Genomic DNA, 26,941 nt, shown 5'->3' with positions numbered 1-26,941 from the left:
CGACGGTTGGCTGATCATCGCAGGCCACTTCATCGATATCTTCGGTGAGGAAATCGCGCACGGTGCGCTCGACGAGATCAGGCTCCTGAAAGCAGCAGACCGGGGCGGCCTGTCCATCGCGCTTGGCGACGATCTGGTCCCACTCGTCGAGCAGGATGTTCAAATCACGGACAATGTGACGTGCACGTTTGCCCGAAGCCTCGGTGCGCAGAATGATGCCCATGCCCTCAGGAAGGGTGATCTTTTCAATGATGCGGCGGAGACGCGCACGCTCCTTCGGATCTTCGATCTTGCGGGAGATACCGCAGGTGTCATTGAGCGGCATCAGGACGAGAAGACGGCCTGCGAGAGAGATGTTGGTGGTGACACGCGGCCCCTTGTTCCCCACCGGGCCTTTGGTGACCTGAACCATGATTTCGGATCCCACGGGATAGAGGGACGGAATGTCCTTGGCCTCAATACGCTTTTTCTTTTTACTGCCGCCGCGATTGATCTCTTCCAGACCGGCATCAAGTGCGGCTGGAATGGCGTCCCAGAAATGTAGGAAGGCGTTTTTGTCGAAGCCGATGTCGATGAACATGGCCTTGAGCCCTTGTTCAATGTTGCGAATGCGACCCTTGAAGACACTGCCGATGAGGCTGTTGGTGCCAACACGCTCGATGTTGTATTCCTCGACGACGCCCTTGTCGAGCAGCGCCACACGGTTCTCAAGCTTTTCGCAGTTGATGACGAGCCGGACACCGCTCTTGATGTCGCGCTTCCCTGTAAGCAGTTCTTTGATTCTCTGAACGAAGGTCAATGCCATGATGTGAAGTCTCCCTGAAATGGTGCGGCTCTTCAGCGAAAGAGCCTGCGAAAAAATCCGCCGCCGCTAGGAGCGGGTTCGGATGGTTTGGTTTCCTGGGAGCCTCCCCGGTTGAAGATACCGACCCTGCGCACTGGCACGGCCTTGGGCACATTCTGTCCGGAGCTGCTTCCCGCTGATCCCGCTGAATCAGCCTTCCGTTTGATGTTGGGCGTCGTATTCACACGCGGCGCCTGGTCATCATCCGGTTCTGCCGAAGGCGCACCCACGCCCACGTCACCATCCTCATCCGCGCCGAGTGCCTCTGGCACTGCAGCGTCAGCGTATTGGACGGATGGAATATGATTGAAATGACCTTCGGCGGGAGGCAGGGCCTCAGCAGCAACGTTGAACGATCCGTTGTCCAAGGCCAGACATTGTTCGAGCACGCGACGAGCGACCGGCGCCGCGCAGCCGCCGCCGGATTTGCCGTTTTGCACGAGCACACAGACGGCGAACTTGGGATTCTGATACGGGGCGAAGCAGATGAACCACGTGTGATTGTCGTCGAGTTTGACACCACGGGAATCACGGCGCCAGTTCTGCGCAGTACCGGTCTTGCCGGCCACCTCCACTCCCGTGATACGGGCACCCTTGCCGGTTCCAGAAGGATCGTTGACGACCTTCCACATGCCCTTGCGAATGACTTCGATCTCCTCCGGCTTCACGCTGGCAGACAAATCACCCCGAAGGCTGGGCGGGTTGTCCAGCACCACCTTATCATGGTCCATCACACGTTTGAGCAGATGAGGGCTCCACGCTTTGCCACCGTTTGCCACAGTCGCGGCGACGGAAGCCATCTGCAGCGGGGAGGCGAGAACGTATCCCTGCCCGATGGAGGTGTTTGCAGTGGCGCCGTCACTCCAGCGTTCATTGGGGTGGTTGGCACGCAGCCAGTCAGGATTTGGCAGAATCCCGGGGCTTTCGTCTTCGAGCTCGATTCCAGTCCTGGTCCCAATGCCAAGGATTTTGCAAACCTTGGTGATGTTGCTAATCCCGGCCGCATTGCCATAGCGATAGAAGAAGCAGTTGCAGGAATACTTGATTGCGTCACTAAGCCCTAGAGAGCCATGAGAGCCGCCGCTCTGACGCTGGATCCAGCACTGCATCGCCTTGTTGCCATAGGTGACGCTGCCGCTGCAGTTGAAGTGGTTCATGTTGATGCCTGCGAGGCAGCCGGCAAACGAGATCGGGATTTTGAAAGTTGAACCTGGCACATGCCCTTTCACCGCCCGGTTGAGAAGCGGAACGGTGTTATTGGTAAGCAGCGCGTCCCAGTCTGACTGCTGAATGCTTGGAATAAACTGATTGGGGTCGAACGATGGGACAGACACCATCGCCAAAACTTCGCCTGAACTCGGCTCGATCACTGCGACGGCACCACGACCGACCTTTCCGTCGCGCAACGCCTTGTCGGCGATGATCTGCATGCGGGCATCGAGCGAGAGATACACGTCGTTGCCCTTGCGCGGCTCCACGTACTCCTCGTCAACCTCACCCACGGGCCGGCCGCGCTGGTCACGCTGCATGACACGCACACCGGGCTTGCCGCGCAGATAGCTGTCGAAACTCTTCTCCACACCGGCTCCTCCAAAGTCATCTGGAACATAGTAGTCCCAGCCCTTGCGATCTTCTGCGGAAGCACGCTGATCATCAGGAAGACGCACATATCCCAGAATATGGCATGCGACCGATTTGAGCGGATACACGCGTGAAGCACGTTCGGCCACTGTGACGCCGGGAAGACCAAGGTTGTGCTCGGCAATACGGCTGAATTCGGCGAAGGTGAGGTCATCGCGATACACCCACGGCACCGCACCGCCGAAACTGCGATAATGCACGCGCAGGGAGTCCACCGAGTAATCCTTGTGAACTCCCATTTCGAGCATCCGTGCGGTGATGGTCTCTTCAAAAACCTTGTAAATATCGAGTTCCGGCTTCTGCCGCTTGATGCCTCTCTCGACAATCTCAAACGTGATCTCCGGCAAGGGGGTCTTGTGAATCTTGGCGACTCGTTTGTACTCCGAGACCACTTCGGCGAGGTTGATGCGCACCTCAAAACTGGCTTTGTTGGTAGCGAGCACGACACCGTTGCGATCCTTGATTTCACCCCGTGGGCCGGGAATGCGTGCACGCTCCCTCTTCGCCCCGGGAATCATTCTGGCAAACTCCTCACGGCGATCAATCTGCAACGACCACAGCCGGAACACGAGAAGTCCGAACCCACACAGCATGGCGAGGGTGAACAGGTAGAGTCGGAAGCGGTATTTAACGACCATCGAAGCGGTACCTCAGGCCTTCGTATTTGATTTCGTAGCTCGACAGGCGGGCAAGCGAGTAGAGCAGCAGAAAGATGAGCGGAGAGACAAGCATCGCAAGCATGCTGTCGGTGATCATCTTCGTCCACACACCACCTGGAAACTGCAAAGAGCCCCGCAGGAACGTGATGATCAGGTATTGGGAGAGCAGCCAAAGGAAGGTCGCCACTCCTACCATGAGCACGGGAAGTTCCAGGCGTCCGCGCTTGAACAGCGGTCGGATGCCCTGCATCAGGGTGCCCAGCATGCCAAAGAGCACGATGGAAAGGCCGAACGGCAGAGGGTGGCTGCCCGCCCCTAGCTCAACGTCCGCCCCGGTGCCGAAGACATCCTCCACACCGGAAAGGCTCTCAGCGACCCCTGGCAAATAGCGTGCGTCCCAAATCAGCCCTGTGATGAACGCCAGCACCAGCATCATCGAAAACGGCGCCGCCACCGAGGCACTGAAAAAGAACACCGCCGGCAAAAACAGCGTGGCGAACTGGGCGATCTCCAGCCCAGGAATGAACTCCTGCACCATGAAGGTGAGCAGCAGCAAAATGATGGAGATCGGATGAAACAGCATGGGTCAGGGCACAGCTTTGGCGGGCGGCGGCTCCGAGGCGGGCTCCACCGCCTGCATCTCAATGACAAAAACGTAGTCCAAGGTCGAGAAATCTACGGCCGGTTCGACGACGGCCTCTCCGGAAATCTCCCGGTTTTCAAAACGCTTCACCCGGCCCAAAAGCAGGTCGGCGGGAAACACCCCGCCCTCACCGGTGGAATACACTCCGGCGCCTGCATTGATGTTCGAGTTGCGGTTCAGAAAGCGCAGATGCAGCTCAGGGCGCACTTCCAACGCCGCACGTTCCCCACCAAGAATGCCCTGCTCCAGCGTCCCCTCGATTTTGGCCGACACACAGCACATTTCATCAGTCAGCAGAATCACTTTCGCCATGTGTGGAGCAAGCGTGGAGGTCTTTCCCACAAGGCCCACTGAGGTGATCACGGGACTGTCGGTCCCAATTCCATCGAGCGATCCTTTGTCGATGATCAGACTGTTCCACCAGGTGCTTGAGCTGCGTCGGATCACCTTCGCCGCCGTCATTTTGAACGGTGCCGACTGTTTGAATTCGATCAGTTGACGCAGCTTCGCGTTCTCCTCGATGATCTGGTTGTACTTCTGCTGAATGATGCGCAGACGTTCCAATTGCACCCGTTGCTCGTCGTTTTCGCGCTTAAGTTCAGCAGGATTGATCTGCGGCGCCATCGCATCCTCGGCTGTGCGCTCAATGGCCGCGCTTGAGTGAATAAACGGCGACAAAAGGCTCATCACCTTCGCCTGGATCTGACGCGTCGTTGCCGTGTCAAAGGTGAACACCGCGACAAGGCCAGCCACGAAGATCAGAAGCGCGAGGATGTTGAGCTTTTTCATGTCTGGCCTTTCCTCCGGACCGGCAGCTCCACTTCAGGCAAATACCTCCAAGCAGACGCCGCACAGCGCGGATTGGTCATCAAACTTCAGTCGTGCTCACCTTGCGCAAGAACTCGAGTTCACTGAGCACCCGACCGGTGCCTTCGCCCACGGCGCTGAGCGGATCTTCTGCCACGTGTACGGGAAGGGCGGTTTCTTCCTGCAGCAATTTGTCGAGGCCGCGCAGCAGTGCGCCGCCGCCGGCAAGCATGATGCCACGGTCCACAAGGTCGGCTGAAAGTTCCGGCGGGCAGCGCTCCAAAGTCGTCCGCACCGCGTCGATGATGGCGTTGAGCGGCTCCAGCATCGCCTCACGCACTTCCTGGCTGGTGATTGTGATGGTCTTGGGAAGACCGGCGACCATGTCACGGCCTTTGACCTCCATTGTGGTTTCCTTGCCCAGCGGGAAGGCCGAACCGATGCGCAGTTTGATTTCTTCCGCCGTGCGCTCACCAATCATCAGATTGTAGGCGCGCTTCATGTAGTTAATGATTGCTTCATCAAGCTCATCACCGGCCACACGAACACTGCGGCTGTAAACGATTCCAGAGAGCGAGATGATCGCCACCTCCGTGGTGCCCCCGCCGATGTCGACGATCATGTTGCCTGCGGCCTCCTGCACCGGCAGGCCGACACCGATCGCCGCAGCCATCGGTTCTTCGATCAGATAAACTTCACGCGCACCCGCCTGCTCCGCGCTTTCCTTCACCGCACGCTTCTCAACTTCGGTGATACCCGAGGGCACCGCAATGACCACGCGCGGACCGCGCATCTTGCGCCCACCGCCCTGTACCTTGCGAATGAAGTGACGCAACATCGCTTCCGTGACACGGAAGTCGGCGATCACACCGTCCTTCAACGGACGAATGGCCGTGATGCCTCCAGGAGTTCGACCAAGCATGCGCTTGGCATCATCTCCCACAGCCACCACTTCATTCGTGCCGGTTTTAACCGCCACCACCGAGGGTTCTCTGAGAACGATGCCGTGATCTTTTACATAGACGAGGGTGTTTGCCGTGCCGAGATCGATGCCGATGTCTTGGGCGACGAAGCCGAAAAGTTTGCCGAACATTGAAAATAAATGGGAAAATTGTTGGTGAGACTCGGCGTCAGAATCTGGATGCGCAGCGGAGAATTCTAACTGTTTTGAGAATCACGAAAAGCAACGCGGCACACAACATTCCGACCCATATTAAAGCTAAAACCGCCTGAAAATGCGTCAAGGGATGTTTCTAAGAAGCTTGGAATTAACATTCTGGGGCGATTTGGGACGCAAAACCCACAGTTTCACCTCTGGACGCAGCTCAACGCAGCCTGTTCGACCCGAAACACCATCCCAACCAGCTGATCGGCGTCGGCCCAGTCCAAATTCGTCGTGGTGATGATTTTCTGGGTTCCGGCAGGCAGGCACGCCAGCAACGCGCGACGCCGGTGCGCGTCCAGTTCGCCAAACACGTCATCGATCAGCATGAGAGGCGGCGAACCACAGGCATGCTCCAGCACCTGCGCCTGCGCGAGTTTCATCGCCAGGGCAAAAGATCTCTGCTGACCTTCGGACGCGAATGTCGTCGCATCGAGATCATTCAATTGCATCGCGATGTCATCACGATGCGGTCCGAATGCCGTCGAGCGACTCCGCGCCTCTTCATCGCGCACCGTCAGCAGCGCATCGAACAAACCCGCTGCTTCATCACTTGTTCGCTGAAACGTGATGCCGACATTTTCGGCGCCATCACTTAGTTTCGCATGCGCCATTTGCACCTCAGATTGCAGCGCTGCACACAACTCCGCGCGTCTTTGCCACAGCACCTGGGCGAATCCATCCATCACATGCGCGAAAGCATCCGCCTGCTTCCATGAGATCGCCGCATCGCGTTTCAGAACATAGTTCCGTCCTCGGAGCGCGCGTTCATATCCACGCAGCGCATGCAGGTAATCGGGAAACATCTGGCTCGCCGCGAAATCCAAAAAACGCCGGCGATGTTCCGCGCCTCCGCGCAGCAGATTCATGTCACGATGATCCATCCATACAACGACTCCCGACACGGCAAGATAGTCGGCGGATTTGCCGCAGGTCGTACCGTCCAGTGCGAGACGGCGTGTCGTCGGTGACTGCGCATAGCGCATCCTCTTTCCATTCCATGCGGCCTCAACGAGACAGGTCGAGGCGCCGAACCTAACCAGCTCTGCACGATTCGTCGTGCGTGGCGACTGCAGACGCAACAGCATGCACGCGGCCTCGATCAATGAAGTTTTTCCCTGCGCATTGCGGCCCACCAGCAGCGTCACATCGGGATGCAGCTCCACCTTCGCCTCGGCGAAGCAGCGGAAATCACGCACAAACAGGTCGGAGAGCATGCAATCGGTGCACTTCTGCGCCACGCCGCATTTCCGGTTGCGTTCACGGTGCGCATGAAGATGAATCACGCCCCTTCTATGGCCTCCTTCCGCACAGTCAAAGGCTTTCGCGACTTCTTCCCCGAGGAGTGCGCGTTGCGCAACTACATCACTGAAACCTGGCGCACCGTCGCACGTCGCTACGGCTTCGTGGAGTATGAGGCTCCGATCGTCGAAAGCACCGACCTGTTTCGCAAAAAGAGCGGCAATGAAATCACCGCGCAGCTCTACTGCTTCCGTGACAAGGCTGATCGCGAGATCACGCTGCGCCCAGAAGTCACGCCGTCGCTCGCCCGCATGGCCACCGCACGTCAGCGCGATTTCAAAAAGCCCATCAAGTGGTTTCAAATCGGCCCCTGCTTTCGTTACGAAGAGCCGCAGGAAGGCCGCGGCCGCGAGTTCATTCAGTTCAATGCTGACATCCTCGGCGATTCCTCACCTGCCACCGCCGCCGAACTCATCTCGCTCGCCATCGACACGATGCGCGAGTTCGGCGTCAGCGCCGATGACTTCATCATCCGCCTCAGCAACCGTGAAATCTGGAGCGCCTTCCTCGCGGAAAAAAGCATCGCCGAAGATCACACCACCGCCTTCCTGAGCATCATCGACAAAATCGAGCGCGCGAAACCCGACGAGACGGAAAAGAAGCTCGGCGAGATCGGACTCACCACCGCCGAAGTCCGTGCGTTCATGGCCTCCGCCGACGAGAATCACCCGGCCTTCACCGCGCTGCGTGAAAACCTCACCGCACGCGGCCTGTGGCAGTTCATTCGCATCGACGCCACCATCGTGCGCGGCCTCGCCTACTACACGGGCGTCGTCTTCGAAGTCTTCGATCTGAAGCACGGCCTCCGCGCCCTCGCCGGCGGCGGCACCTATGACAAACTCTGCGCGCTCATGAGCGATGGCAATGTGGACATGCCCGCCGCCGGTTTCGCCATGGGTGACGTCGTGCTCGGCATTCTCCTCAAACGTACGCCCGGCGCACAAATGAAGCTCACGGAAGCTCTCCTCGCCGCCAGCAGCATCGATGCATTCGTTGTCGTCGCCGATGAAGCCCAGCGTCCGCATGCGCTTGCGGCGGTGCAATCGCTTCGAGCCGCCGGCATTCGTATCGACTACAGCTTCGGATCGCAGAAAGTCGGCAAGCAGTTCCAAGCTGCGGAAGATCGCAAGGCACGCTATGCGATTGTCTTTGGCGCCGAATATCCCGAGGTCGTCATCAAGAACCTCGTCGCCCGTTCGCAGTCCTCCGTGCCTGCGGTCAGTCTGGTCGACGAAGTTCAAAAGCTGCTCGCCGAACCGGCCATCGGTCCGCTGATCGCCTGATCGCAGGGCAAGCATGCGCGGTTGATGAGCGTTGGTTTGCACCAACCTCATGAAGTCGCTCCTATTCATTTTTGGACTCGCCGCATTCACCGCGCATGCGCAGCCGGTGTTCCGTGCCGGAGTCGCCACAGTGGACATCTCGCCCAAAGAGTTCCCACGCATCATCGCGGGCATGTTCACCGAGCGCACGAGCGACAAGCTCACGGATCATCTCTTCGTGCGCAGCTTCGTGCTCGATGACGGAAAGATGAAGATCGCCTTCGCCATCGTGGACACGTGCATGATGGAGCAGTCACTCATCGACGAGGCCAAGGGCATCGCGTCGAAGCAATGCGGCATCCCAGTGGACCGCATGATGGTCAGTGCCACGCACACACACTCCGCGCCCGCGGCGATGGGTTGCCTCGGCACGAGCAAAGACACGGCATATGGCAAGTTCCTCACGCCCAAGATTGCCGAGGCCATCGTGGCGGCCGACAAGGCGTTGCAACCGGCCCGCATCGGCTGGGGCAGCTACGACGACTGGGAGCACACGCACAACCGCCGCTGGATTCGACTTCCCGGCAAGGAAGTCGTCGATCCCTTCGGCGAGCCTACGGGCCGCGCGAACATGCACCCCGGCTACCTCAGCAAGGACGTCGTCGGCCCCAGCGGTCCAGTCGATCCTCAGCTCAGCGTCATTTCACTTCAAACACTCGATGGCAAGCCGCTGGGCGTGCTCGCGAACTACTCGCAGCACTACTTCGGCAGCACTCCGGTCTCCGCCGACTACTTCGGCCTCTTCTGCAAACACCTCGCCGCGAAAATGGGCCAGCAAGGCGATGGCAACGGCCCTTTCGTCTGCGCCATGAGCCAGGGAACCAGCGGCGACCAGATGTGGATGGACTACGGCGCGGAGAAAAAGGACATCACGCTCGACGGTTACTCCGAAGCCGTCGCCGACAGCGCCATGAAGGCCCTGCAAACCGTAAAGTATGTCGATCACGCCCCGCTCGGCATGATAGAGAAGACGCTGGAGCTCAACTACCGCGCGCCTGACGAAAAACGCCTCGCCTGGGCCCGTCCCATCGTCGCGAAAATCGAAAACGACCTGCCGAAGACCAAGGAGGAAGTGTATGCGAGAGAAGCGCTGATCCTGCACGAGCGTCAAAAGACCAGCGTGAAGCTCCAGGCGATACGGATTGGCGATCTGAGCATCGCCACGCTGCCTAACGAGGTGTATGCGATCACGGGGCTAAAGTTGAGAGAGAAGTCGCCGTTCAAAACGCACTTCAACATTGAGTTGGCGAATGGGGCTGAAGGCTACATTCCACCGCCAGAGCAGCATGAACTCGGCGGCTACACGACCTGGCCGGCTAGAACCGCCGGACTTGAAGTGCAGGCTGAACCCAAGATTGTCGAATCACTCATCACTGGACTGGAGAAAGTCACCCACAAAACGCGGCGGCCGCTTGGAGACGCTTCGGGAAACTATCCCTTGGCTGTTCTGGCATCAAAACCAGTCTCCTATTGGCGCATGAGTGAGATCGCTGGAGACTCGCTTCATCCTTCCACAAACTGGAACGGCATGGTGCCGGATTACGAGTCTGGAGTGGCTCGTTACCTCGATGGGGTTCCAGGAAAAGCATTTGCGAACGAAGGCATCAATCGGGCGGCGCACTTCGCAGGAGGCCGGGTTCGTGGATTCAACTCATCGTGGAGCGACTACTCGGTCGAACTGTGGATTTGGAATGGCATGCCAACCAAGACGCGAGCTGTAACTGGCTACTTTTTCTCCGGTGGCCCCGAGAATGACAACGAGTGTCCTGGTGAGCATCTGGGCATTGGTGGCACTCACTCCCATGAAGGACGTCTAATCCTGTTTAACGGCAATCAGTCAAAAGGACTGCTCGCTGGCAAAACACAACTGGGCCTCAAACAATGGCATCACGTGATAATGACCCGATCCGGAAAACATGTGAAAGTCTATCTGGACGGCCAACCAGAGATAGATGGCGAAATCGCAATCACTCACATGCAGAACGACATGTGGTTCCTTGGCGGTCGCTCCGACAACATGTTCAACTTCGAGGGCAAAATCGACGAAGTCTCTTTCTATGATCGTGTTCTCACCGCCACGGAAGTGACATCTCATTTCATTGCGAGCGGCATCGCGCCTCCCTTGGCACCGAAGGTGGATCTTTCCTCGCAGCCGATCTCCCCCGACGAATCCGCGAAGAAGTGGCATGTGCGCGACGGTTACCGCATCGAGCTCGTCGCGGCGGAGCCGGTGGTGCTCGATCCGGTCGCGTTTGATTGGGATGAGCAGGGCCGCCTGTGGGTCATCGAGATGGCGGACTACCCACTCGGCATGGATGGCAATGGCAAGGCCGGCGGACGCGTCGTGCGACTGGAGGACACCGACCACGACGGCCGCTACGACAAGCGCCACGTCATCGTCAGCGATTTGAGCTATCCCACCGGCATCTTGACCTGGCGTGAAGGCGTCATCGTCACCGCCGCACCGGACATCTTCTTCATTTCGCCCGATGGAACGAAGAAGGTGCTCTACACCGGCTTCAGCACCGGCAATCAGCAGCTCCGCGTGAACGGCCTGCGCTGGGGCATGGACGGCTGGGTGTATTGCGCCGCGGGCGCGCATCACGGCGGCTACAACAAAGGCACGCAGATCGAGTGCAAGCTCACCGGCGAGAAGATCGACCTCGGCAGCCGCGATTTCCGCTTCAAGCCGGACACCGGCGAATTTGATCCACAGACCGGCCCCTCGCAATTCGGTCGCGCCCGCGATGACTGGGGCCACTGGTTCGGCGTGCAGAACAGTTTTCCGCTCTGGCACTACGTTTTGCAGGATCACTACCTGCGCCGCAATCCGCACGTCATCCCGCCGGACCCGATCCATCAGCTCTTCCCGCGCAATCCGCCTGTGTATCCCGCCAGCAGTGCGGAAAAGCGCTTCCACAGCTTCGACCAAGCCGGTCGCTTCACCAGCGCCTGCGGCATCGAGGTGTATCGCGATCAGGTGCTCTTTAATGACGGCAAAACGCACGCCTTCACCTGCGAGCCCTTCCACAACGTCGTGCAGCATCACATCCTCGAAGAACATGGCGTCACCTTCAAAGCCGTGCGCGATCCCGCCGAGTCCAAGATGGACTTCCTCGCCAGCGAAGACCGCTGGTGCCGCCCCGTCATGGTCCGCACCGGCCCCGACGGCGCGCTGTGGGTCGCCGACATGTATCGCTACATGATCGAGCACCCGCAGTGGCTGCCGCAAAATGGCAAAGAGGAGCTTCTCCCGCATTATCGCGAAGGGGATGATAAGGGGAGGATTTGGCGGGTGGTTAACATCAACGCCACCACAGAAGTGCAAAAGACCAGGAAATCCGGATCCTGGATGTTGAATGGATGGCAACGCGACAAACGCCAAATGGTCATCGTTTGGGAGAACGACATTGACAGACTTAGTAACCCCAACATCAGCGACGAAGATACTGTTCAGGATGCGTGGACGATGCTGGTGCTAGAAAAACTGTCGGCCAAGTATTGTTTGGAGCTTTTGTCTTCGGACAACCCGCGTGTTTGCGAGCAAGCTCTCCAAATGGCCGAGAAGCTCCAATGGAAGGGCGACGAATCGTCGCCACTCCAAAAAGCACTGGCGAAGCTCGTGATCGACAAGGATGCCAAAGTGCGCCTCCAATTGGCCTGCACGCTCGGCGAATTGAAGTTCGAGTGGGCGGGAGATTTGCTCGCGGAGGTGCTGAACAGCGCGGAGCCGGGTTCGCCGCTGCAAGGCGCGGCGTTGAGTTCGGTGCTGCCGCATCTGGAGCGAGTTTGTGTTCGTGGGGACACCCAATCGTTCGCGATGCTCCTGCGCTGCGCTTTGGCGGCGAAGAACGAAAAAGCCATCGCGGCGCTCGTGACGCGGATGGATGCGCAAAAGGGCCTGGAGGAGCTTCTGGCCGTTTTGGACGAGAAAAACCTCTCGCTGGCGGCTTTCGCGAAACAGGTCACGGATGCCAAAGCGCGTGAAGTGGTCGAAAAGATGGCGGCGAGAATGCCACAGGCCGCGGACTCGATCCAAACGGCTACGACGATGGAGTCGCTGGCCTTGCTGGCGTGGGATCGCGAGCACCGGGAACGGGTGAAGGCGCTGCTGCCGGAGCTTTGGGCAAAGACGGGCAACGCGGAGGTGCTGCGGCTCGTCTCGAAGCTGCAACCGCAGGGTGGCGAGCAGTTTTTGCTCGAAGGCTGGGACCAGCGCACACCGGCGCTGCGTGTGCAGATCCTCGAAACGCTGCTCTCGAACGACGCCTGGACGCTGGCGCTGCTGAAACGGCCCGAAGCCAAATCCGCCGACGCAGCGACGCGGGCGCGGTTGATGAAGCATCCGAAGAAAAACATCGCCAACCTCGCGGAGAAGGTCTTTGCGGACTCCACGAGCGCCACTCGGGCGGCGGTGGTGGAGAGGTTCAAACCGGCGCTGAAGCTGACGGGCGATGCGAAACGCGGGAAGACGGTTTTTGCGAGTGTGTGCATCAGTTGCCACAAACTCGACGGCGTGGGCCTCGAACTCGGCCCGGACCTGCGCAGCGTGGCGCAGCACGACGCGGAAAAGCTCCTCAACTCCATTCTCGACCCCAGCGCGATCATCGAGCCCGGTTTCATGGCCTACCACTGCACCCTGAAGAGCGGCGAGCAGCTCTACGGCGTCATCGCCACCGAAACGAGCGCGAGCCTAACGCTGAAGATGGCCGGAAACATCACCAAATCCGTCCTGCGCAGCGATGTGGCCTCCTTGAAGAGCGCAGGCATCTCCCTGATGCCCGAAGGGCTCGAAGCGGCGATGACACCGCAGTCGCTGGCGGATCTGATCGCGTATTTGAAGATGGCGCGGTGATGGACGGAACCCCGTTGGGGTTCACTCTAGAGAGGAGAATGTTTACCGGCAAGACCCAGGGTAGCGCTTCGCGCAACCCTGGGCTGCATGACGGAAGGCCGTTGGCCTTCAAGGCGCATGAAAAAGCGGCGACCGAACTGGTCGCCGCTTGGATGGGAATCGAACTGTGCTTTGGGATTACTTTGCGGGCTTCCAGTTGCGGACGAAGTCGAGGCACTGGGTGATTTCGGGAACGCTGGTCTCCCAGTTGTATTCGTATTCGCAGTGAAGCGGGCCGGGATAGCCCTGGGCATGGTATTCGGCGAGGACGCCGGCGATGTTGCTCTTGCCCTGGCCGAAGGGAAGGTCGTGGGCCTTGACGTCGCCGAATTCATTGAGGTCCTTCATGTGGCTGTCGAAGATGCGGCCTTTGAGCTTCTTGACGCACTCGACGGGATCGAGACCGCTGCGCACCCAGTGGCCGATGTCGGCGCAGGAACCCATGCGGGGATCGCGGTCTTTGACGAGGCCGAGCACATAATCAGGATCCCAGAACATGTAGGCGCGATCGAGCGGGCGCTTGGGATGGTTGTGGATGGCCATCTTGATGTCGAACTCCTTCACGAGCGCCTCGATGCCGTCGAGTCCGGCCACGTCAGGTTCGGTGACGACGATGCTGATGCCGAGCGTTTTGCAGAACTCGAACACCTTGCGGTCGGCGGCTGCATCCTTGCCGAGTTTGACGACTCCGTAGCCGACGGCGGTGAGGCCTTTGGCTTCGAGGTGCATCATCACCTTGTTGATCATTTCCGGCGTGGCGTTGTGGTCCCACTTGGAGGTGTCGTCGAACTTCTGTCCCGGATAGAACTCGATCGTCTTGCCGCCGCACTGCGCGGTTTTGTCGATCGCTTCAAACACGTTGTACATGCGGAAGCTGTAGGCCTGGCAGCCAGCGAAAAATTCACCGACCTTGGCGGCTTCGGGTATGGTGGCCGCGAAGGTGGATGCGGTGAGGATGAGGGAAAGAAGGATTGTCTTCATGGTTTGAGGGCGCTGAGCGTAGCGGGAGCGTCAGAGAATGGAAGAACTGAAAATGGAAAATTGAGAATGGAAAATGGCCGGGGGCGGGCGTTTTGAAGTGATGATGAAAGCTCTTTGCCTATTTTTTGCCTCAGCAGTGTTCGTGTCAGCACAACTGCCGACGGCGAAACCGATCCCGCTCGTGCAGGCGGTGCCGATGCCGCATCACATCACGTCGTTTCAACTCGACGGACGTGAACTGACGGCGATGCATTTCGATCCGCTGGACATGCGGCCGTTTTGTTATCCGATCCGTGCGTCGCGTGACGTGAGCCTGACGCGCATGGGCCATCCGCACGATCCGCTGACGCATTCGCATCACAACAGCGTCTGGGTCACGCACAACATGGTGAACGACCTCGACTTCTGGGGCGATTACGCAAAGAAGCAGGGGCGCATTGTGAACGTGGAGGTGTCGCGCGAAGGCTATGAAGACACGGACGAGTTTGCCTCGATGCGGATGGTAAACCGCTGGATCAGCGAGGAGGACAAATCGGTGCAACTCGTCGAGGTGCGGCGAACTGAAATCCGGCCGATCGACGGTTCGAAGAGCTGGTTCATGATCGTGGACATGGAATTCACACCACCGAAGGGCAAAACGACGACCTTTGGCGCCACCGGATTCGGTTTGATCGCGGTGCGAATGGCTAAGAGCATCGGCGTGCACGACGGCGGCGGGCGCATCTTGAATTCGGAAGGCCAGCTCAATGAAGAGGAGATCTTCCGCAAACCCGCACGCTGGTGCGACTACAGCGGGCGCATCACGAACGACGCCGATGGCTTTGGCGGCATCACTTTGATGAACCACCCGATGAATCCGCACAACCCGACGGCCTTCCACGTGCGCAACGACGGCTGGATGGGCTGCTGCCTGAGCCTGGACACGCCGGTGGAAGTCACCGAGGAGAAAAAACTTCGCGTGCGCTACGCCCTCTGGGTTCATGACAGTGTGACGACACAGAAGGAATGTGAAGCGCAGTGGCAGAAGTTCATCGAGCTGCCGGTGGTGGATTTGTGGCCAAAACCGGCCAAGAAGTAAGCATGCCTGACTACCCCGCTCCGCTGGGCGAACTGATCACCTTCTTTGAATCGCTCCCAGAAGCGGAGCGGCGGGAGAATTTGATCGATCTGGCGGCGGCCTCAGCGGCACACGCGCCGAAGGAGGGCGAATCCTATGCGCTGGAGGATGTGCGCAAGGATGCCGAATGCACGGACACTGTCGGGATCCATGTGCGGATCGAAAACGACGGGCGCGTCCATTTTGCCGTCAGCCTCGGCCCGAAGGTGCAGACACTCACGCGGGCGTTGACGACAATTCTCTGCCGGGGCCTGAGCGGCTGCACGCTGCAGGAGGTGATCGCGGTGCCACAGGATTTTGTGCCGCGCATCATCGGCGCGGACCTGGTGCGACTGCGCAGCCAGACGGTCTATTATGTACTGGGCCGCATGAAGCAGGCGGCGCAAGCCCTGCTGGAGAAGCGTCCGAGCTGACTCAGGCCAGCTTGGTGGTCATCCCAGTGCGCAACTCTTCAGGAATCTGGCCGACGAAGCGGGCTTCAAGGCTCATCGCATCGAAAATCTGGTTGATCTCCTGCTGACTGAGGTCGCCGGGCTTGTCGATCTCGAAATAAACTAGGTCGTGGCGGGAATCGACCTTGTAACGCACCCGGGGAAACTGATCCATCTGGTTCCGGAGCTGAAGCATGGCGCTGTCTGCACGGAGGCCGGGGGCGTAGATTTCGACTTCGATCATGGCTGGTATGGACGAGGTTCTACCGGATTTGGCCGCCTGAGCCAAGCAAAACCTGAGGGGTGAAGACGGGCAGGATTCCAGTTTGACAGGCCGGGGGTGGCGTCCTATTCTCGCGGCCCTTTCCCCCGCCCCTTTTATGGCCAACATCCGCTCCGCAGAAAAAGACATCCGCAAAACGACGGCTCGCACCGCTCACAACCAGACGGTGAAAAGCCGCATCCGCACCCTGCGCAAGAAGGTGATCGCCGCATTGGACAAGAAGGATGCTGCCGCAGCCGCAGCCAGCCTGAGCGAGTTCGCCTCCGCCGCCGACAAGGCCGCGAAGACCAAGGTTCTCAAGAAGAACACCTCCTCCCGTCTGAAGAGCCGCCTTGCCGTCAAGGTCAGCGCCCTTACCAAGTAAGAGGAAGCCTGTCCGGTCCCCGATTTTCGAACGGCATCTCGCGAGAGATGCCGTTTTTTGTTTGTCGGATCGGCCATCGCCCGCAAATGTCAGCTCATGATCACCCGCCACCGCATCGCCCCCAACTGCCCGGAATTCTCACGCCTCGTCTATGGCACCTGGCGCATTCTGGATGAAGCAGACAAGTCCAACTGCACGCCGCAGGCGCTGCTGAACCGCTTCAAGGCCTGCGCCGATCTGGGCGTCACCACGCTGGACACGGCGGAGATCTACGGCGGTTACCACGTCGAAGAGGCCATCGGCGGCGCCCTGAAACTCGATCCCTCCTTCCGTGAAAAGATCGAGATCGTGACGAAGTGCGGAATCTACATTCCCTGCGAGTTCCACCCCGAGCGCAAGGTGGCGCATTACAACGTCACAGCCGCCCGCATCATCAAAAGCGCGGAGAAGTCTCTCCGCTTCATGGGCATCGATGAAATCGACCTGCTGCTGGTGCATCGTCCTGACTGGCTCACCAGCGCCGATGAAACTGCCGAGGGCCTGAACAAGCTGCTCAAAGACGGCAAGATCCGCAGCGCGGGCGTTTCAAACTACAACGTGCACCAGTTTGAACTGCTGAACTCGCGCATGGATGTGCCCTTGGTGACGAATCAAATCGAGTTCAGCCTGCTGCACATGGACCCGATCTACGACGGCACGGCGGACCAGTGCCAGCGTCATCGCATCCTGCCCATGGCGTGGTCACCGCTTGGACAGGGCCGTCTGATGAAGAAGGACGATCCCGCCGCCATCCGCCTGCAAGCCAAGGCGGCAGAACTCTCCGCGAAATACGACGGTGCCACGATCGACCAGCTGGCCTATGCCTGGATCATGGCGCATCCGTCCAGCCCGCTGCCGATCATCGGCACAAACAAGCTGGAACGCATCAAGGCCGTGGTGAAAGCCGCCGACATCCGGCTCGACCGCGAGGACTGGTATGGTCTTTGGGAGGCGGCGAAGGGGCACGGCGTGCCATAAAGCGCCCGACTGCGCTATCAGCGGACTTGGTCGTTGTGAATCATGTTCACCTGCCAGTCCCAAGGCCAGCGGCCGGGATTGCTCCAGTGGAAGATCCACGGCTCGGTGAGCTGATTGACATGTCCCAGGATCATCTGGCTGTAGCCGACGCCATTGCCCTCGAGCCGGATCATCGTGGTCACCATGCCCTGCCCTTTCGCGGCACGGATCGTGGTTTGATCCGTCTTCAGGGTCAGTGTGAAAAAGCCGCTGAGAAATTTGCGCCCGTCCTGCAGGGCCGCTTCACGGTTATGTCCGTAGGCGTCGGTGTAGTTCGGCGCGATGAGCTTCTCCAGCGCATCCCAATCCCGTTCTTCGACCGCCTCGATCAGACTGGCCTGGGCCGCACGCACCTGCGCCTCCGGCGAACGCCCGAAAATCCACCACGCGAGCCACAGGCCCACGATGAGAAGCAACGCCAGCAGGCTGCGAAGAATGAGCCCGATGTTCATGTCAAAACAGGGCCATCTGCCCGGCGGAATCCGATGAAGCCACGCAGAAACTCACCCCCGTGCTGCGGCGGCGCACGACTTCGATGGTCGGCGTCGGCTTGCGACGCTCGGCGCAGATGACACGGGCCTCGGAGGCGCCGACCGCATCCAGCGCCTGACGGATGTGACGTGAGGCGACCGCGGGGTCATTGCAATCATCGCTCAGGTGACCGAGCACCACATGGCTGAGGCCCGGGTGAGCCACTTCGCGGATGAGCTCCGCGGCCTGTTCGTTCGAAAGATGGCCATGACGCGAGCTGATGCGCTGTTTGGTGGCCCAAGGACGCTTGGTGTCGTTTTCGAGCAGTTGCGTGTCGTAATTGGCCTCAATAAAGAGGCTGTCAGAATTCCTGAGACGATCCTTGATGAGATTGGTCACGAAACCGACATCGCTGAGCACGCCGAGACGGGATTCCTCATCCTCGATGACGAACCCGACCGGATCGACCGCGTCATGCGGCACGGGGAAGGACTCAATGCGCAGATCCTGAAACTCAAAGGCCGAGCCGGTGGTCATGAGCCGCCAGGCGGGCGGCTTTTTGAAACCCAGGCTGCTGGCGAGCGTCTCCTGGGTCAAAGCGGTGCAGAACAGGGGCACCGGCCGCTTTCGGCTCAAGACTTCGATGCCGCCCGTGTGGTCCTGATGTTCGTGAGTCAGCAGGATGCCATCGAGCATGTCGAGCGAGAAGCCGCAGGCGTCCAAACGAAGGCAGATCTGCTTCGCGCTCAGGCCGGCGTCGAGCAGCAGAGTGGTGCGCTCCGTCGAGATGACGGCGCAGTTCCCCGAACTGCCGCTGCCAAGAATTGTGAGACGCACCATGGGGCTGTTTTAGCGGCAGGCCCGGACAGATGCAAGGCGGATGAACCCCGCCTCTCCAGCGAACCCGAATGAATGTTTCACCAGTTCAAAATAAGCGACGGCTTGGCAGGTAGAATGCTGGTTGATTTACTCCCCTGCATGGCCTAAATGCCGCCCCCTTTTTGACGCAAAAATGAGAAACCACGGACTCCCCCCAAAACAAGGCCTCTATGATCCGCAGTTCGAACACGACGCTTGTGGCGTCGGGTTCATTTGTCAGATGAAGGGTAAACGTTCGCACGACATCGTGCAGCAGGGCCTGACCATCCTGATCAATCTCGACCATCGCGGTGCGGTGGGCAGTGAGAAGAACACCGGAGACGGTGCGGGCATCCTGATGCAGGTGCCGGACAAGTTCCTCCGCAAAGTGGCCGCCAAAGAAGGCGTGACCCTGCCCAAAGAAGGCCACTATGGCGTGGCGATGGCCTACTGCTCCCCGGATGCCGCCAAGCGTGCCGCTGCCGCGAAAGCCTTTGAAAAAACCGCCGCCGAAGAGGGCCTCAAAGTCCTCGGCTGGCGTGATGTGCCGGTGAATAATTCGATGATCGGCGCGACGGCGAAGGCCAGCGAGCCTTTCATGCGCATGGCGTTCATCGAACGCGGCGCCGACTGCCCCGATCAGCAGACCTTTGAGCGTCAGCTCTACATCATCCGCAAGCGTTCGGTCACGGCGATCCGCACTGCCGAAATCGACGATTTCTGGTATTGCAGCAGCCTTTCTTCCCGCACGCTCGTCTTCAAAGGCATGCTCATGCCGGAGCAGGTGGGTCAGTATTTCCTCGACCTGCAGGATCCGGACATGGAGTCCGCTCTGGCGCTGGTTCACTCCCGTTTCTCGACGAACACTTTCCCGAGCTGGGAACGCTCGCACCCCTATCGCTACATCGCTCACAATGGTGAAATCAACACGCTGCGTGGCAACATCAGCTGGATGAAGGCCCGCCAGTCGCTGCTGGCCAGCCCGCTGTTCGACGACGTGAAGAAGATCTTCCCGATCGTGAACGAAAACGGCTCGGACTCCGCCATGTTCGACAACGTGCTTGAACTGCTCGTCATGGGCGGCCGCTCGCTGCCGCATGCGATGATGATGATGATTCCGGAGCCGTGGAGCGGCCACGAAACGATGGATGAAGAGCGCAAGGCCTTCTACGAATACCATTCCTGCCTCATGGAACCTTGGGACGGTCCAGCCTCGGTCGCGTTCACGGACGGCACCATGATGGGCGCCACACTGGACCGCAATGGACTGCGTCCATCCCGTTACTATGTCACCAAGGACGACCTCGTCATCATGGCCTCGGAAGCCGGCGTGCTGCCTGTCGCACCCGAGAATGTAAAGCTCAAAGGCCGTCTGCAGCCTGGCAAAATGTTCATCGTGAACATGAAGGAAGGCCGCATCGTGCCTGACGATGAGATCAAGGCGAAGATCGCCGCCGAGAAGCCTTATCGTGAGTGGCTGGACAAGCACCTCGTGAAGCTGGCCGACATCAAGGACGGCGAGCCCGTCGCGCCACCTGATCATGAAACAATGCTGCAGCGTCAGCAGGCCTTTGGTTACAGCTTTGAAGATCTGCGCAAGCTCATGGTTCCCATGGGCAAAGACGGCGTGGAAGCCATCGGCTCCATGGGCACGGACATCCCGCTGGCCGTGCTATCGAACAAATCGAAGCTGCTCTACGACTACTTCAAACAGCTCTTCGCGCAGGTGACGAACCCGCCGATCGACTGTATCCGCGAAGAGATCGTCACCTCGCCGGTGACCACGATCGGCGCGGAAGGCAACCTGCTTGATCCGAAGCCAGAAAGCTGCCATCTGATCGAACTCAAGACGCCGATCCTCAGCAACGAAGATCTCGCCAAGCTCAAGGGTGTGGCGGAGGGGGAATTCAAGTCCGCCACCATCGACATCCTCTTCGACCCGAAGAAGGGCGCTGCCGGCTTGGAAAAGGCGATGGAGAGAATCTGCGCCAAGGCCGACGAACTCGTCACCCAAGGCTGGAACATCCTCATCCTTTCCGACCGCGGTGTCTGCGCCGACAAGGCGGCCATCCCGGCACTGCTGGCCGTTGGTGGTCTGCACCATCACCTCATCCGCAAAGGCACCCGCACCCAGTGCGACCTCGTGCTGGAGTCCGGCGAACCGCGCGAAGTGCATCACTTCTGCACGCTCATCGGCTACGGCTGCGGAGCGATCAATCCTTACCTCGCCTTCGAAACGCTCGACGACATGATCCGCCAGGGCCTGCTCGTGGGCGTGGATCACCAGAAAGCCGTCTACAACTACATCAAGGCTGCCACGAAGGGCGTCATCAAAGTCGCCTCGAAAATCGGCATCTCCACGATGCAGAGCTATCGCGGTGCGCAGATCTTTGAAGCCGTCGGCCTCAGTCAGAGCGTGGTGGACAAGTACTTCACCTGGACCGCCACCCGAGTGGAAGGCAGCGACATCAAGGTCATCGCCGAAGAAGCCATCCAACGCCACATGCGCGGCTTCCCGGATCGCGACTCACAGGTGCATGCGCTCGACGTGGGCGGTGACTATCAGTGGCGCAAGGAGGGCGAAGCCCATCTCTTCAATCCTCTCACCATTCACACGCTGCAAAAGGCGGTTCGCACCGGCAACTACGACACCTTCAAGCAGTACAGCACCTTGGTGAACACCCAGGTGAAGCAGTTCTACACGCTGCGCGGCCTTCTCGAGTTCAAATCCCGCACACCGGTGCCGATCGAAGAAGTCGAAAGCATCGAAGCCATCATGAAGCGCTTCAAAACGGGCGCGATGAGCTACGGCTCCATCTCCAAGGAGGCGCACGAATCGCTCGCCATCGCCATGAACCGCATCGGCGGCAAGTCTAACACCGGTGAAGGTGGTGAGGACCCTGAGCGCTTCACCTGGACCAACGAACGCGGCGATTCGAAGAACTCCGCCATCAAGCAGGTGGCGTCCGGTCGTTTCGGCGTCACCAGCCTCTACCTCTCGCAGGCCCGTGAAATCCAGATCAAGATGGCTCAAGGTGCGAAGCCCGGTGAAGGCGGTCAGCTTCCTGGCGGCAAGGTCTATCCTTGGATCGCCAAGGTGCGTCACTCGACTCCGGGTGTCGGTCTCATCTCGCCGCCTCCGCACCATGACATCTATTCCATCGAAGACCTGGCGCAGCTCATCCATGACTTGAAGAACGCGAACCGCGAAGCCCGCGTCAGCGTGAAGCTCGTCTCCGAAGTCGGCGTCGGCACCATCGCCGCCGGTGTGGCCAAAGCGCACTCCGACGTCGTGCTGATCTCCGGTTTCGACGGTGGCACCGGCGCCTCTCCGCAGACCTCCGTGAAGCACGCGGGCCTGCCGTGGGAACTCGGTCTTGCCGAAACGCACCAGACGCTCGTCTTGAACAACCTGCGCAGCCGCATCGTCGTCGAAGCAGACGGCCAGATGAAGACCGGTCGCGACGTGGTTATCGCAGCTCTGCTCGGTGCCGAGGAATTCGGTTTCGCCACCGCTCCGCTCGTCACGCTGGGCTGCATCATGATGCGCGTCTGCCATCTGAACACCTGCCCGGTCGGCGTCGCCACGCAGAACCCCGAACTGCGTGCCAAGTTCAGCGGCGATCCGGATCACGCTGTGAACTTCATGAAGTTCATCGCCCAGGAAGTGCGCGAACTCATGGCCGAGCTCGGCTTCCGCACGCTGGAAGAGATGGTCGGCCGCACGGACGTGCTCGAATCACGTGCCGCCGTCGATCATTGGAAGGCGAAAGGCATCGATCTCAGCAACCTGCTTTACCAGCCTGAAGTCGGCCCTGAAGTCGGACGCTTCTGCACGGAAATTCAAGATCACGGCATCGACCGCTCGCTCGACATCACCACGCTCCTCGACCTGTGCAAACCGGCGATTGAGAAAGGTGAAAAAGTCACTGCCGAGGTGGCCATTCGCAACGTCAACCGCACCGTCGGCACGATCCTCGGCAACGAGATCACCAAGCGCCACTGGCACGGATTGCCGGACGACACGGTTCACATCAAGTTCAAAGGCACCGCCGGCCAGAGCTTCGGCGCCTTTGTGCCAAAGGGCGTCACCCTCGAACTGGAAGGCGACGGCAACGACTACATCGGCAAGGGCCTCAGCGGTGGTCGCATCATCATCTATCCGCCGGAAGGTTCCGACTTCGTCGCGGAAGAGAACATCATCGCCGGCAACACCGCGCTGTACGGCGCGACGAGCGGCGAACTCTTCCTCCGCGGCATGGCCGGCGAGCGTTTCGCCGTTCGCAACTCCGGCGTGGACACGGTTGTCGAAGGCGTGGGCGACCACGGGTGCGAATACATGACCGGCGGACGCGTCGTGGTGCTCGGTGCCACGGGCCGCAACTTCGCCGCAGGCATGAGCGGTGGCGTGGCCTACGTGCTGGATGAAGCGGGTGACTTTGCCAACCATTGCAACACCAGCATGGCCGACCTCGTCCCGCTCGAAGACAAGGAAGAAATCGACAGCCTCTACGAACTCATCAAAAAGCACGCCGATCTCACCAAGAGCCAGAAAGCCTTCAAGGTTCTCGCCCTCTGGGAGCAGAGCGTGAAGCAGTTCGTCAAAGTGCTGCCTCGCGACTACGCCCGCGTGCTCAAGGCCCTCAAAAAGGCCAAGGACGACGGACTCACCGGTGACGACGCCCTCATCGCCGCCTTCGAATCGAACTCGAAGGATGCTGCCCGTATCGGAGGCAGTTAGAATCCGCAGCCCCGCCACTCAAAGCACCACTTCATAATTACTCTTTCACAGACCAGAGACCATGGGAAAACCAACCGGCTTCATCGAATTCGAACGCGAAATCCCCGCCGACCGCGATCCTCTTGAGCGCATCAAGGATTGGAAGGAATTTCACCTCTACCTGCCCGAAGACCGCCTCAAGAACCAAGGCGCGCGCTGCATGGACTGCGGCATCCCGTTCTGCCACAGCGGCACGCTCATCAGCGGCATGGCCAGCGGCTGCCCGATCAACAACATCATCCCGGAGTGGAACGATCTCGTCTTCCGCGGCCTGTGGAAGGAGGCACTCGACCGTCTGCACAAGACGAACAACTTCCCCGAGTTCACCGGCCGCGTCTGCCCCGCCCCGTGCGAAGGCTCCTGCGTGCTCGGCATTCATGAACCGCCGGTCACGATCAAGAACATCGAGGTCAGCATCATCGACAAGGGCTGGGAAGAAGGCTGGGTCACCCCGCAGCCGCCCGAGAAGCGCACCGGCAAAACCGTCGCCATCATCGGCTCCGGACCTGCAGGTCTCAGCGCCGCCGCCCAGCTCAACAAGGCCGGCCACACCGTCACCGTTTTCGAACGTGCCGACCGTCCCGGCGGCCTGCTCATGTATGGCATCCCCAACATGAAGCTCGACAAGAACGAAGTCGTCCTCCGCCGCGTGAGGCTTCTCGAAGACGAAGGCGTCACCTTCAAGTGCGGCGTCAACGTCGGCACCGACATTACCGCCGAGCAGCTCCGCAAGGATTTCGACGCCGTCGTTCTCGCCACCGGCGCCACCAAGCCGCGCGATCTTCCGATCCCCGGCCGCGAGCTGAAGGGCATCCACTTCGCCATGGACTTCCTCACGGCGAACACCAAGGCCGTGCTCGATCCGAGTGGCAAATACATCACTGCCGATGGCAAAGACGTCGTCATCATCGGTGGCGGTGACACCGGCACCGACTGCGTCGGCACCAGCGTGCGTCATGGCTGCACCACCGTCACGCAGCTTGAAATCATGGCCAAGCCGCCGCTCACCCGCGCCGCGAACAATCCGTGGCCCGAATGGCCCAAGACTTACAAGATGGACTACGGCCAGGAAGAAGCCGCCGCCAAGTTCGGCGACGATCCTCGCGTCTACCTCACCACCGCCACCCACTTCGAGGGCGATGAAAACGGCAACGTGAAGGCCGTCCACGTCGTCAACGTCGAGTGGAAAAAGGACGAGAAGGGCAACTTCGGCCCGCAAAAGATCGCCGGAACCGAAAAAGTCCTCCCCGCGCAGCTCGTCCTGCTCGCCATGGGCTTCCTCGGCCCTGAACAGCCGCTCCTCGACGCCCTCGGCGTCGAGCGCGACCCGCGCAGCAACGTGAAAGCCGAGCACGAGAAATACACCACCAGCCTCCCCGGCGTCTTCGCCTGTGGTGACTGCCGTCGTGGTCAATCCCTTGTCGTCTGGGCCTTCAACGAAGGCCGCGGCGCCGCCCGCGAGTGCGACCGCTTCCTCATGGGTGCCACGAGCCTTCCGTGAGGCGAATCCATCGGGATTAAACTTCAAAGCCCGGAGTTCGAGAGGACTCCGGGCTTTTCTTTTTCAGCGTTTCACACAGGAACCCTGATCACTCCGCCTTCGCCTTTGCTTTTTTCTTCTTCTCCCGCTTCAGCTCCTTCTTCTCCTCACCGCCGCCCACGGCCTCATGATTGGTAGTCGGCATGGCCTTGGCGAGCTCCGTCTTGGTGCCGTTGTATTGCGGATCGCCGGCGAGGTTCGTCCATTCATTCGGGTCGGTGACCTCGTTGTAGAGTTCCTCATCACCGTTCGCGTAGCGGATGTGACGCCAGCCTTCGCTGCGCACGGCATGATTGTTGAACTTGTAAGTCGTCAGCGCTGGAATGTCCCAGGCGGCTACGGGATCGGCGAGCAGCGGCCGGATGCTCGGTCCTTCGACGTGCGCTGGCTTCGGAATGCCGCAGAGGTCCGTGAGCGTGGGGTAGATGCTCATGAAATCGACCGTGCGTTCGCAAATGCCGCCGGGCTTCGTCAATCCGGGCACGACCCAGAGCAACGGCGCACGTGTGGCCTCTTCCCACAGGGCAAATTTGCGCCAGTGATGCTTCTCGCCGAGGTGCCAGCCGTGGTCGCACCAAAACACGATGATCGTGTTGTCCTTGTGCGGTGATTTGTCGAACGCGTCGAGCAGGCGGCCAATGTTCATGTCCGTGTAGGCGGTGGCGGCGAGATAGCCCTGGATCGCCTCCTTCCAGCGGCCGGCGTCGAGGATGTTCTTGTGGTCGCCGTCAGGACGCGCCATCGCCACGCCAGAGGGCGGGATGTCGGCGAGGTCGTCCTCCTTGTAGGGCGGCAGCTTGATGCTTTCCGCGGGGAACATGTCATACCACTTCTGCGGCACGTTCCAGGGCATGTGCGGCTTGTGCAGTCCCACCGCGAGGAAGAAAGGTTTGTCGTGTGCCTTGCCGAGCTGCTCGATGCCGTAGGTGGTGATCTTGTAATCGGCGAGTTCGCTGTCCTCGCAATCAAGCGGCGCGAACTTGATGCCGCCCACGCCGTCGTCCTTCGCGTTCTTCGAGAGGCGTTTCTCCGCCTTGCCCCCGCCTTCGTTCTCAAAGTAGTCATCCCACTCCTCGCGGCGCTTGTAGGACTCGTGGTAGATCTTGCCCGAACCGCAGACAAAGTAACCCGCATTGCGGAAAGCTGTGGTCAGCGGCTTGTCCATCGGGATGGCGAGGCGCCAGTCGTTATTGTTGTCGTAAACGCCCGTCGTGGAAGGCCGCATGCCGCTCATGAGCGCCGCACGCGACGGATTGCAGACCGGCGCGGCGCAGTAGCTGCGGGTGAACGCCACGCCCATCTTCGCCAGACGGTCGATGTTCGGCGTTTTCGTCTGCTCGTTGTGGTGCAGGTAACCCACCCAGTCGCGCAGGTCGTCGATGGCAATGAAGAGTACATTTGGCTTCTTCGCATCCGCCGCGTGGAGGGTGGCGACGGCAGACAGGACGCACAGGACGGACAGCAGTTGTTTCATGGTGGGAGGGCCGGTTGGCTGGCCCATGAACTGCCGGTGATTCCAGTTTCTTAACACAAAAACACTCCAGCTTTTCATTGGCAGGGCGAATCCGGACGAGCATCATCACGGCCCGATTGTCTCCATGTGGATGCGTTTGATCATTCTCCTCAGCGTCCTGGCCGGCAGCACTGTGCTGCACGGCCAGATCGCGATCGGAGGAAAGCAATTCGAGCGTTCGCTGACCGAACGAGGCGCCAAGGGCGAATGGGTGCTCTATGAAAAAGGAGCGCCGCAGAACGACGGCACGCGGCGCTGGCTGACGCGGAAGGT

At 59.9% G+C, this 26,941-nt stretch carries 20 protein-coding genes; 9 read left to right on the top strand and 11 right to left on the bottom strand.

What is annotated here, in order from left to right:
• The 6 genes from KDL09_RS20830 to recF all read right to left on the bottom strand — a co-directional run.
• A partial coding sequence (locus tag KDL09_RS20830) for a ribonuclease E/G (RefSeq protein ID WP_294389409.1) occupies positions 1-805 on the bottom strand: 805 nt, incomplete at its 3' end.
• 32 nt (positions 806-837) lie between these two features.
• Positions 838-3,123: a penicillin-binding protein 2 gene (gene mrdA / locus KDL09_RS20825; RefSeq protein WP_294389406.1), complete on the bottom strand. Its 2,286-nt coding sequence runs from the start codon at positions 3,121-3,123 to the stop codon at positions 838-840.
• Positions 3,113-3,727 carry a hypothetical protein gene (locus tag KDL09_RS20820; protein ID WP_294389404.1) on the bottom strand — a complete coding sequence of 205 codons (615 nt, stop codon included), beginning with the start codon at positions 3,725-3,727 and terminating at the stop codon, positions 3,113-3,115. Before KDL09_RS20820 ends, mrdA begins: the two co-directional genes overlap by 11 nt.
• A 3-nt stretch (positions 3,728-3,730) precedes the next feature.
• Positions 3,731-4,576, bottom strand: a complete 846-nt coding sequence (mreC, locus tag KDL09_RS20815) for a rod shape-determining protein MreC (protein ID WP_294389402.1) — start codon at positions 4,574-4,576, stop codon at positions 3,731-3,733.
• Positions 4,577-4,655: 79 nt separating this feature from the next.
• Positions 4,656-5,687, bottom strand: a complete 1,032-nt coding sequence (locus KDL09_RS20810) for a rod shape-determining protein (protein ID WP_294389400.1) — start codon at positions 5,685-5,687, stop codon at positions 4,656-4,658.
• Positions 5,688-5,902: 215 nt separating this feature from the next.
• Positions 5,903-6,973 carry a DNA replication and repair protein RecF gene (gene recF, locus KDL09_RS20805; RefSeq protein ID WP_294389398.1) on the bottom strand — a complete coding sequence of 357 codons (1,071 nt, stop codon included), beginning with the start codon at positions 6,971-6,973 and terminating at the stop codon, positions 5,903-5,905.
• 78 nt (positions 6,974-7,051) lie between these two features.
• Between recF and hisS the strand changes: the two genes are divergently transcribed.
• On the top strand, positions 7,052-8,341 hold the full coding sequence (hisS, locus tag KDL09_RS20800) for a histidine--tRNA ligase (protein WP_294389396.1): 1,290 nt from the start codon (positions 7,052-7,054) through the stop codon (positions 8,339-8,341).
• A gap of 49 nt (positions 8,342-8,390) precedes the next feature.
• Entirely contained in the window at positions 8,391-13,235 is a 4,845-nt protein-coding gene (locus tag KDL09_RS20795) for a PVC-type heme-binding CxxCH protein (protein ID WP_294389394.1), read from the top strand.
• A 177-nt stretch (positions 13,236-13,412) separates the two neighbouring features.
• Here KDL09_RS20795 and KDL09_RS20790 read toward each other — a convergent pair whose 3' ends face one another.
• Entirely contained in the window at positions 13,413-14,255 is an 843-nt protein-coding gene (locus KDL09_RS20790; RefSeq protein ID WP_294389392.1) for a TIM barrel protein, read from the bottom strand.
• A gap of 142 nt (positions 14,256-14,397) precedes the next feature.
• Between KDL09_RS20790 and KDL09_RS20785 the strand changes: the two genes are divergently transcribed.
• A complete protein-coding gene (locus KDL09_RS20785) occupies positions 14,398-15,333 on the top strand; it encodes a PmoA family protein (RefSeq protein WP_294389390.1) in 936 nt (311 codons plus the stop codon).
• A gap of 2 nt (positions 15,334-15,335) precedes the next feature.
• Positions 15,336-15,785: a SufE family protein gene (locus KDL09_RS20780; protein ID WP_294389387.1), complete on the top strand. Its 450-nt coding sequence runs from the start codon at positions 15,336-15,338 to the stop codon at positions 15,783-15,785.
• Between the two features lies 1 nt (position 15,786).
• Here KDL09_RS20780 and KDL09_RS20775 read toward each other — a convergent pair whose 3' ends face one another.
• Complete coding sequence (locus KDL09_RS20775; RefSeq protein WP_294389386.1) at positions 15,787-16,047, bottom strand: hypothetical protein; 261 nt, start codon at positions 16,045-16,047, stop codon at positions 15,787-15,789.
• Between the two features lie 136 nt (positions 16,048-16,183).
• Here KDL09_RS20775 and rpsT point away from each other — a divergent pair, with 136 nt between their 5' ends.
• Positions 16,184-16,450 carry a 30S ribosomal protein S20 gene (gene rpsT, locus KDL09_RS20770; protein ID WP_294389384.1) on the top strand — a complete coding sequence of 89 codons (267 nt, stop codon included), beginning with the start codon at positions 16,184-16,186 and terminating at the stop codon, positions 16,448-16,450.
• A 96-nt stretch (positions 16,451-16,546) separates the two neighbouring features.
• Entirely contained in the window at positions 16,547-17,467 is a 921-nt protein-coding gene (locus KDL09_RS20765) for an aldo/keto reductase (RefSeq protein ID WP_294389382.1), read from the top strand.
• A gap of 17 nt (positions 17,468-17,484) precedes the next feature.
• Here the strand turns inward: KDL09_RS20765 and KDL09_RS20760 are convergent, their stop codons facing one another.
• The gene (locus KDL09_RS20760) at positions 17,485-17,958 is read right to left on the bottom strand and encodes a hypothetical protein (protein ID WP_294389380.1); all 474 of its coding nucleotides are present in this window, start codon (positions 17,956-17,958) and stop codon (positions 17,485-17,487) included.
• A 1-nt stretch (position 17,959) separates the two neighbouring features.
• Positions 17,960-18,817 carry an MBL fold metallo-hydrolase gene (locus tag KDL09_RS20755; protein ID WP_294389378.1) on the bottom strand — a complete coding sequence of 286 codons (858 nt, stop codon included), beginning with the start codon at positions 18,815-18,817 and terminating at the stop codon, positions 17,960-17,962.
• Between the two features lie 172 nt (positions 18,818-18,989).
• Here KDL09_RS20755 and gltB point away from each other — a divergent pair, with 172 nt between their 5' ends.
• Positions 18,990-23,576, top strand: a complete 4,587-nt coding sequence (gene gltB, locus KDL09_RS20750) for a glutamate synthase large subunit (protein WP_294389376.1) — start codon at positions 18,990-18,992, stop codon at positions 23,574-23,576.
• A gap of 61 nt (positions 23,577-23,637) precedes the next feature.
• Positions 23,638-25,116, top strand: coding sequence for a glutamate synthase subunit beta (locus KDL09_RS20745; protein ID WP_294389374.1), 1,479 nt, complete (start codon positions 23,638-23,640; stop codon positions 25,114-25,116).
• 88 nt (positions 25,117-25,204) lie between these two features.
• Here the strand turns inward: KDL09_RS20745 and KDL09_RS20740 are convergent, their stop codons facing one another.
• On the bottom strand, positions 25,205-26,629 hold the full coding sequence (locus KDL09_RS20740) for a sulfatase (protein WP_294389373.1): 1,425 nt from the start codon (positions 26,627-26,629) through the stop codon (positions 25,205-25,207).
• 124 nt (positions 26,630-26,753) lie between these two features.
• Here KDL09_RS20740 and KDL09_RS20735 point away from each other — a divergent pair.
• The coding region (locus KDL09_RS20735; RefSeq protein WP_294389371.1) for a hypothetical protein at positions 26,754-26,941 on the top strand (188 nt) is incomplete at its 3' end.

Origin of the sequence: Prosthecobacter sp. (assembly GCF_020439865.1) — a bacterium.
Taxonomy (GTDB): domain Bacteria; phylum Verrucomicrobiota; class Verrucomicrobiia; order Verrucomicrobiales; family Verrucomicrobiaceae; genus Prosthecobacter.
Note: the sequence above shows the minus strand (reverse complement) of the source record. Positions and strands in the feature narration are given on the sequence as shown.

Coding starts and splice junctions, on each gene's coding strand:
- KDL09_RS20795 (WP_294389394.1), top strand. CDS start 8,391: ATGAAGTCGCTCCTATTCATTTTTGGACTCGCCGCATTCACCGCGCAT.
- KDL09_RS20820 (WP_294389404.1), bottom strand. CDS start 3,727: ATGCTGTTTCATCCGATCTCCATCATTTTGCTGCTGCTCACCTTCATG.
- KDL09_RS20775 (WP_294389386.1), bottom strand. CDS start 16,047: ATGATCGAAGTCGAAATCTACGCCCCCGGCCTCCGTGCAGACAGCGCC.
- KDL09_RS20810 (WP_294389400.1), bottom strand. CDS start 5,687: ATGTTCGGCAAACTTTTCGGCTTCGTCGCCCAAGACATCGGCATCGAT.
- KDL09_RS20740 (WP_294389373.1), bottom strand. CDS start 26,629: ATGAAACAACTGCTGTCCGTCCTGTGCGTCCTGTCTGCCGTCGCCACC.
- KDL09_RS20765 (WP_294389382.1), top strand. CDS start 16,547: ATGATCACCCGCCACCGCATCGCCCCCAACTGCCCGGAATTCTCACGC.
- gltB (WP_294389376.1), top strand. CDS start 18,990: ATGAGAAACCACGGACTCCCCCCAAAACAAGGCCTCTATGATCCGCAG.
- KDL09_RS20745 (WP_294389374.1), top strand. CDS start 23,638: ATGGGAAAACCAACCGGCTTCATCGAATTCGAACGCGAAATCCCCGCC.
- mreC (WP_294389402.1), bottom strand. CDS start 4,576: ATGAAAAAGCTCAACATCCTCGCGCTTCTGATCTTCGTGGCTGGCCTT.
- hisS (WP_294389396.1), top strand. CDS start 7,052: ATGGCCTCCTTCCGCACAGTCAAAGGCTTTCGCGACTTCTTCCCCGAG.
- KDL09_RS20755 (WP_294389378.1), bottom strand. CDS start 18,817: ATGGTGCGTCTCACAATTCTTGGCAGCGGCAGTTCGGGGAACTGCGCC.
- recF (WP_294389398.1), bottom strand. CDS start 6,973: ATGCTCTCCGACCTGTTTGTGCGTGATTTCCGCTGCTTCGCCGAGGCG.
- KDL09_RS20790 (WP_294389392.1), bottom strand. CDS start 14,255: ATGAAGACAATCCTTCTTTCCCTCATCCTCACCGCATCCACCTTCGCG.
- KDL09_RS20760 (WP_294389380.1), bottom strand. CDS start 17,958: ATGAACATCGGGCTCATTCTTCGCAGCCTGCTGGCGTTGCTTCTCATC.
- KDL09_RS20780 (WP_294389387.1), top strand. CDS start 15,336: ATGCCTGACTACCCCGCTCCGCTGGGCGAACTGATCACCTTCTTTGAA.
- rpsT (WP_294389384.1), top strand. CDS start 16,184: ATGGCCAACATCCGCTCCGCAGAAAAAGACATCCGCAAAACGACGGCT.
- mrdA (WP_294389406.1), bottom strand. CDS start 3,123: ATGGTCGTTAAATACCGCTTCCGACTCTACCTGTTCACCCTCGCCATG.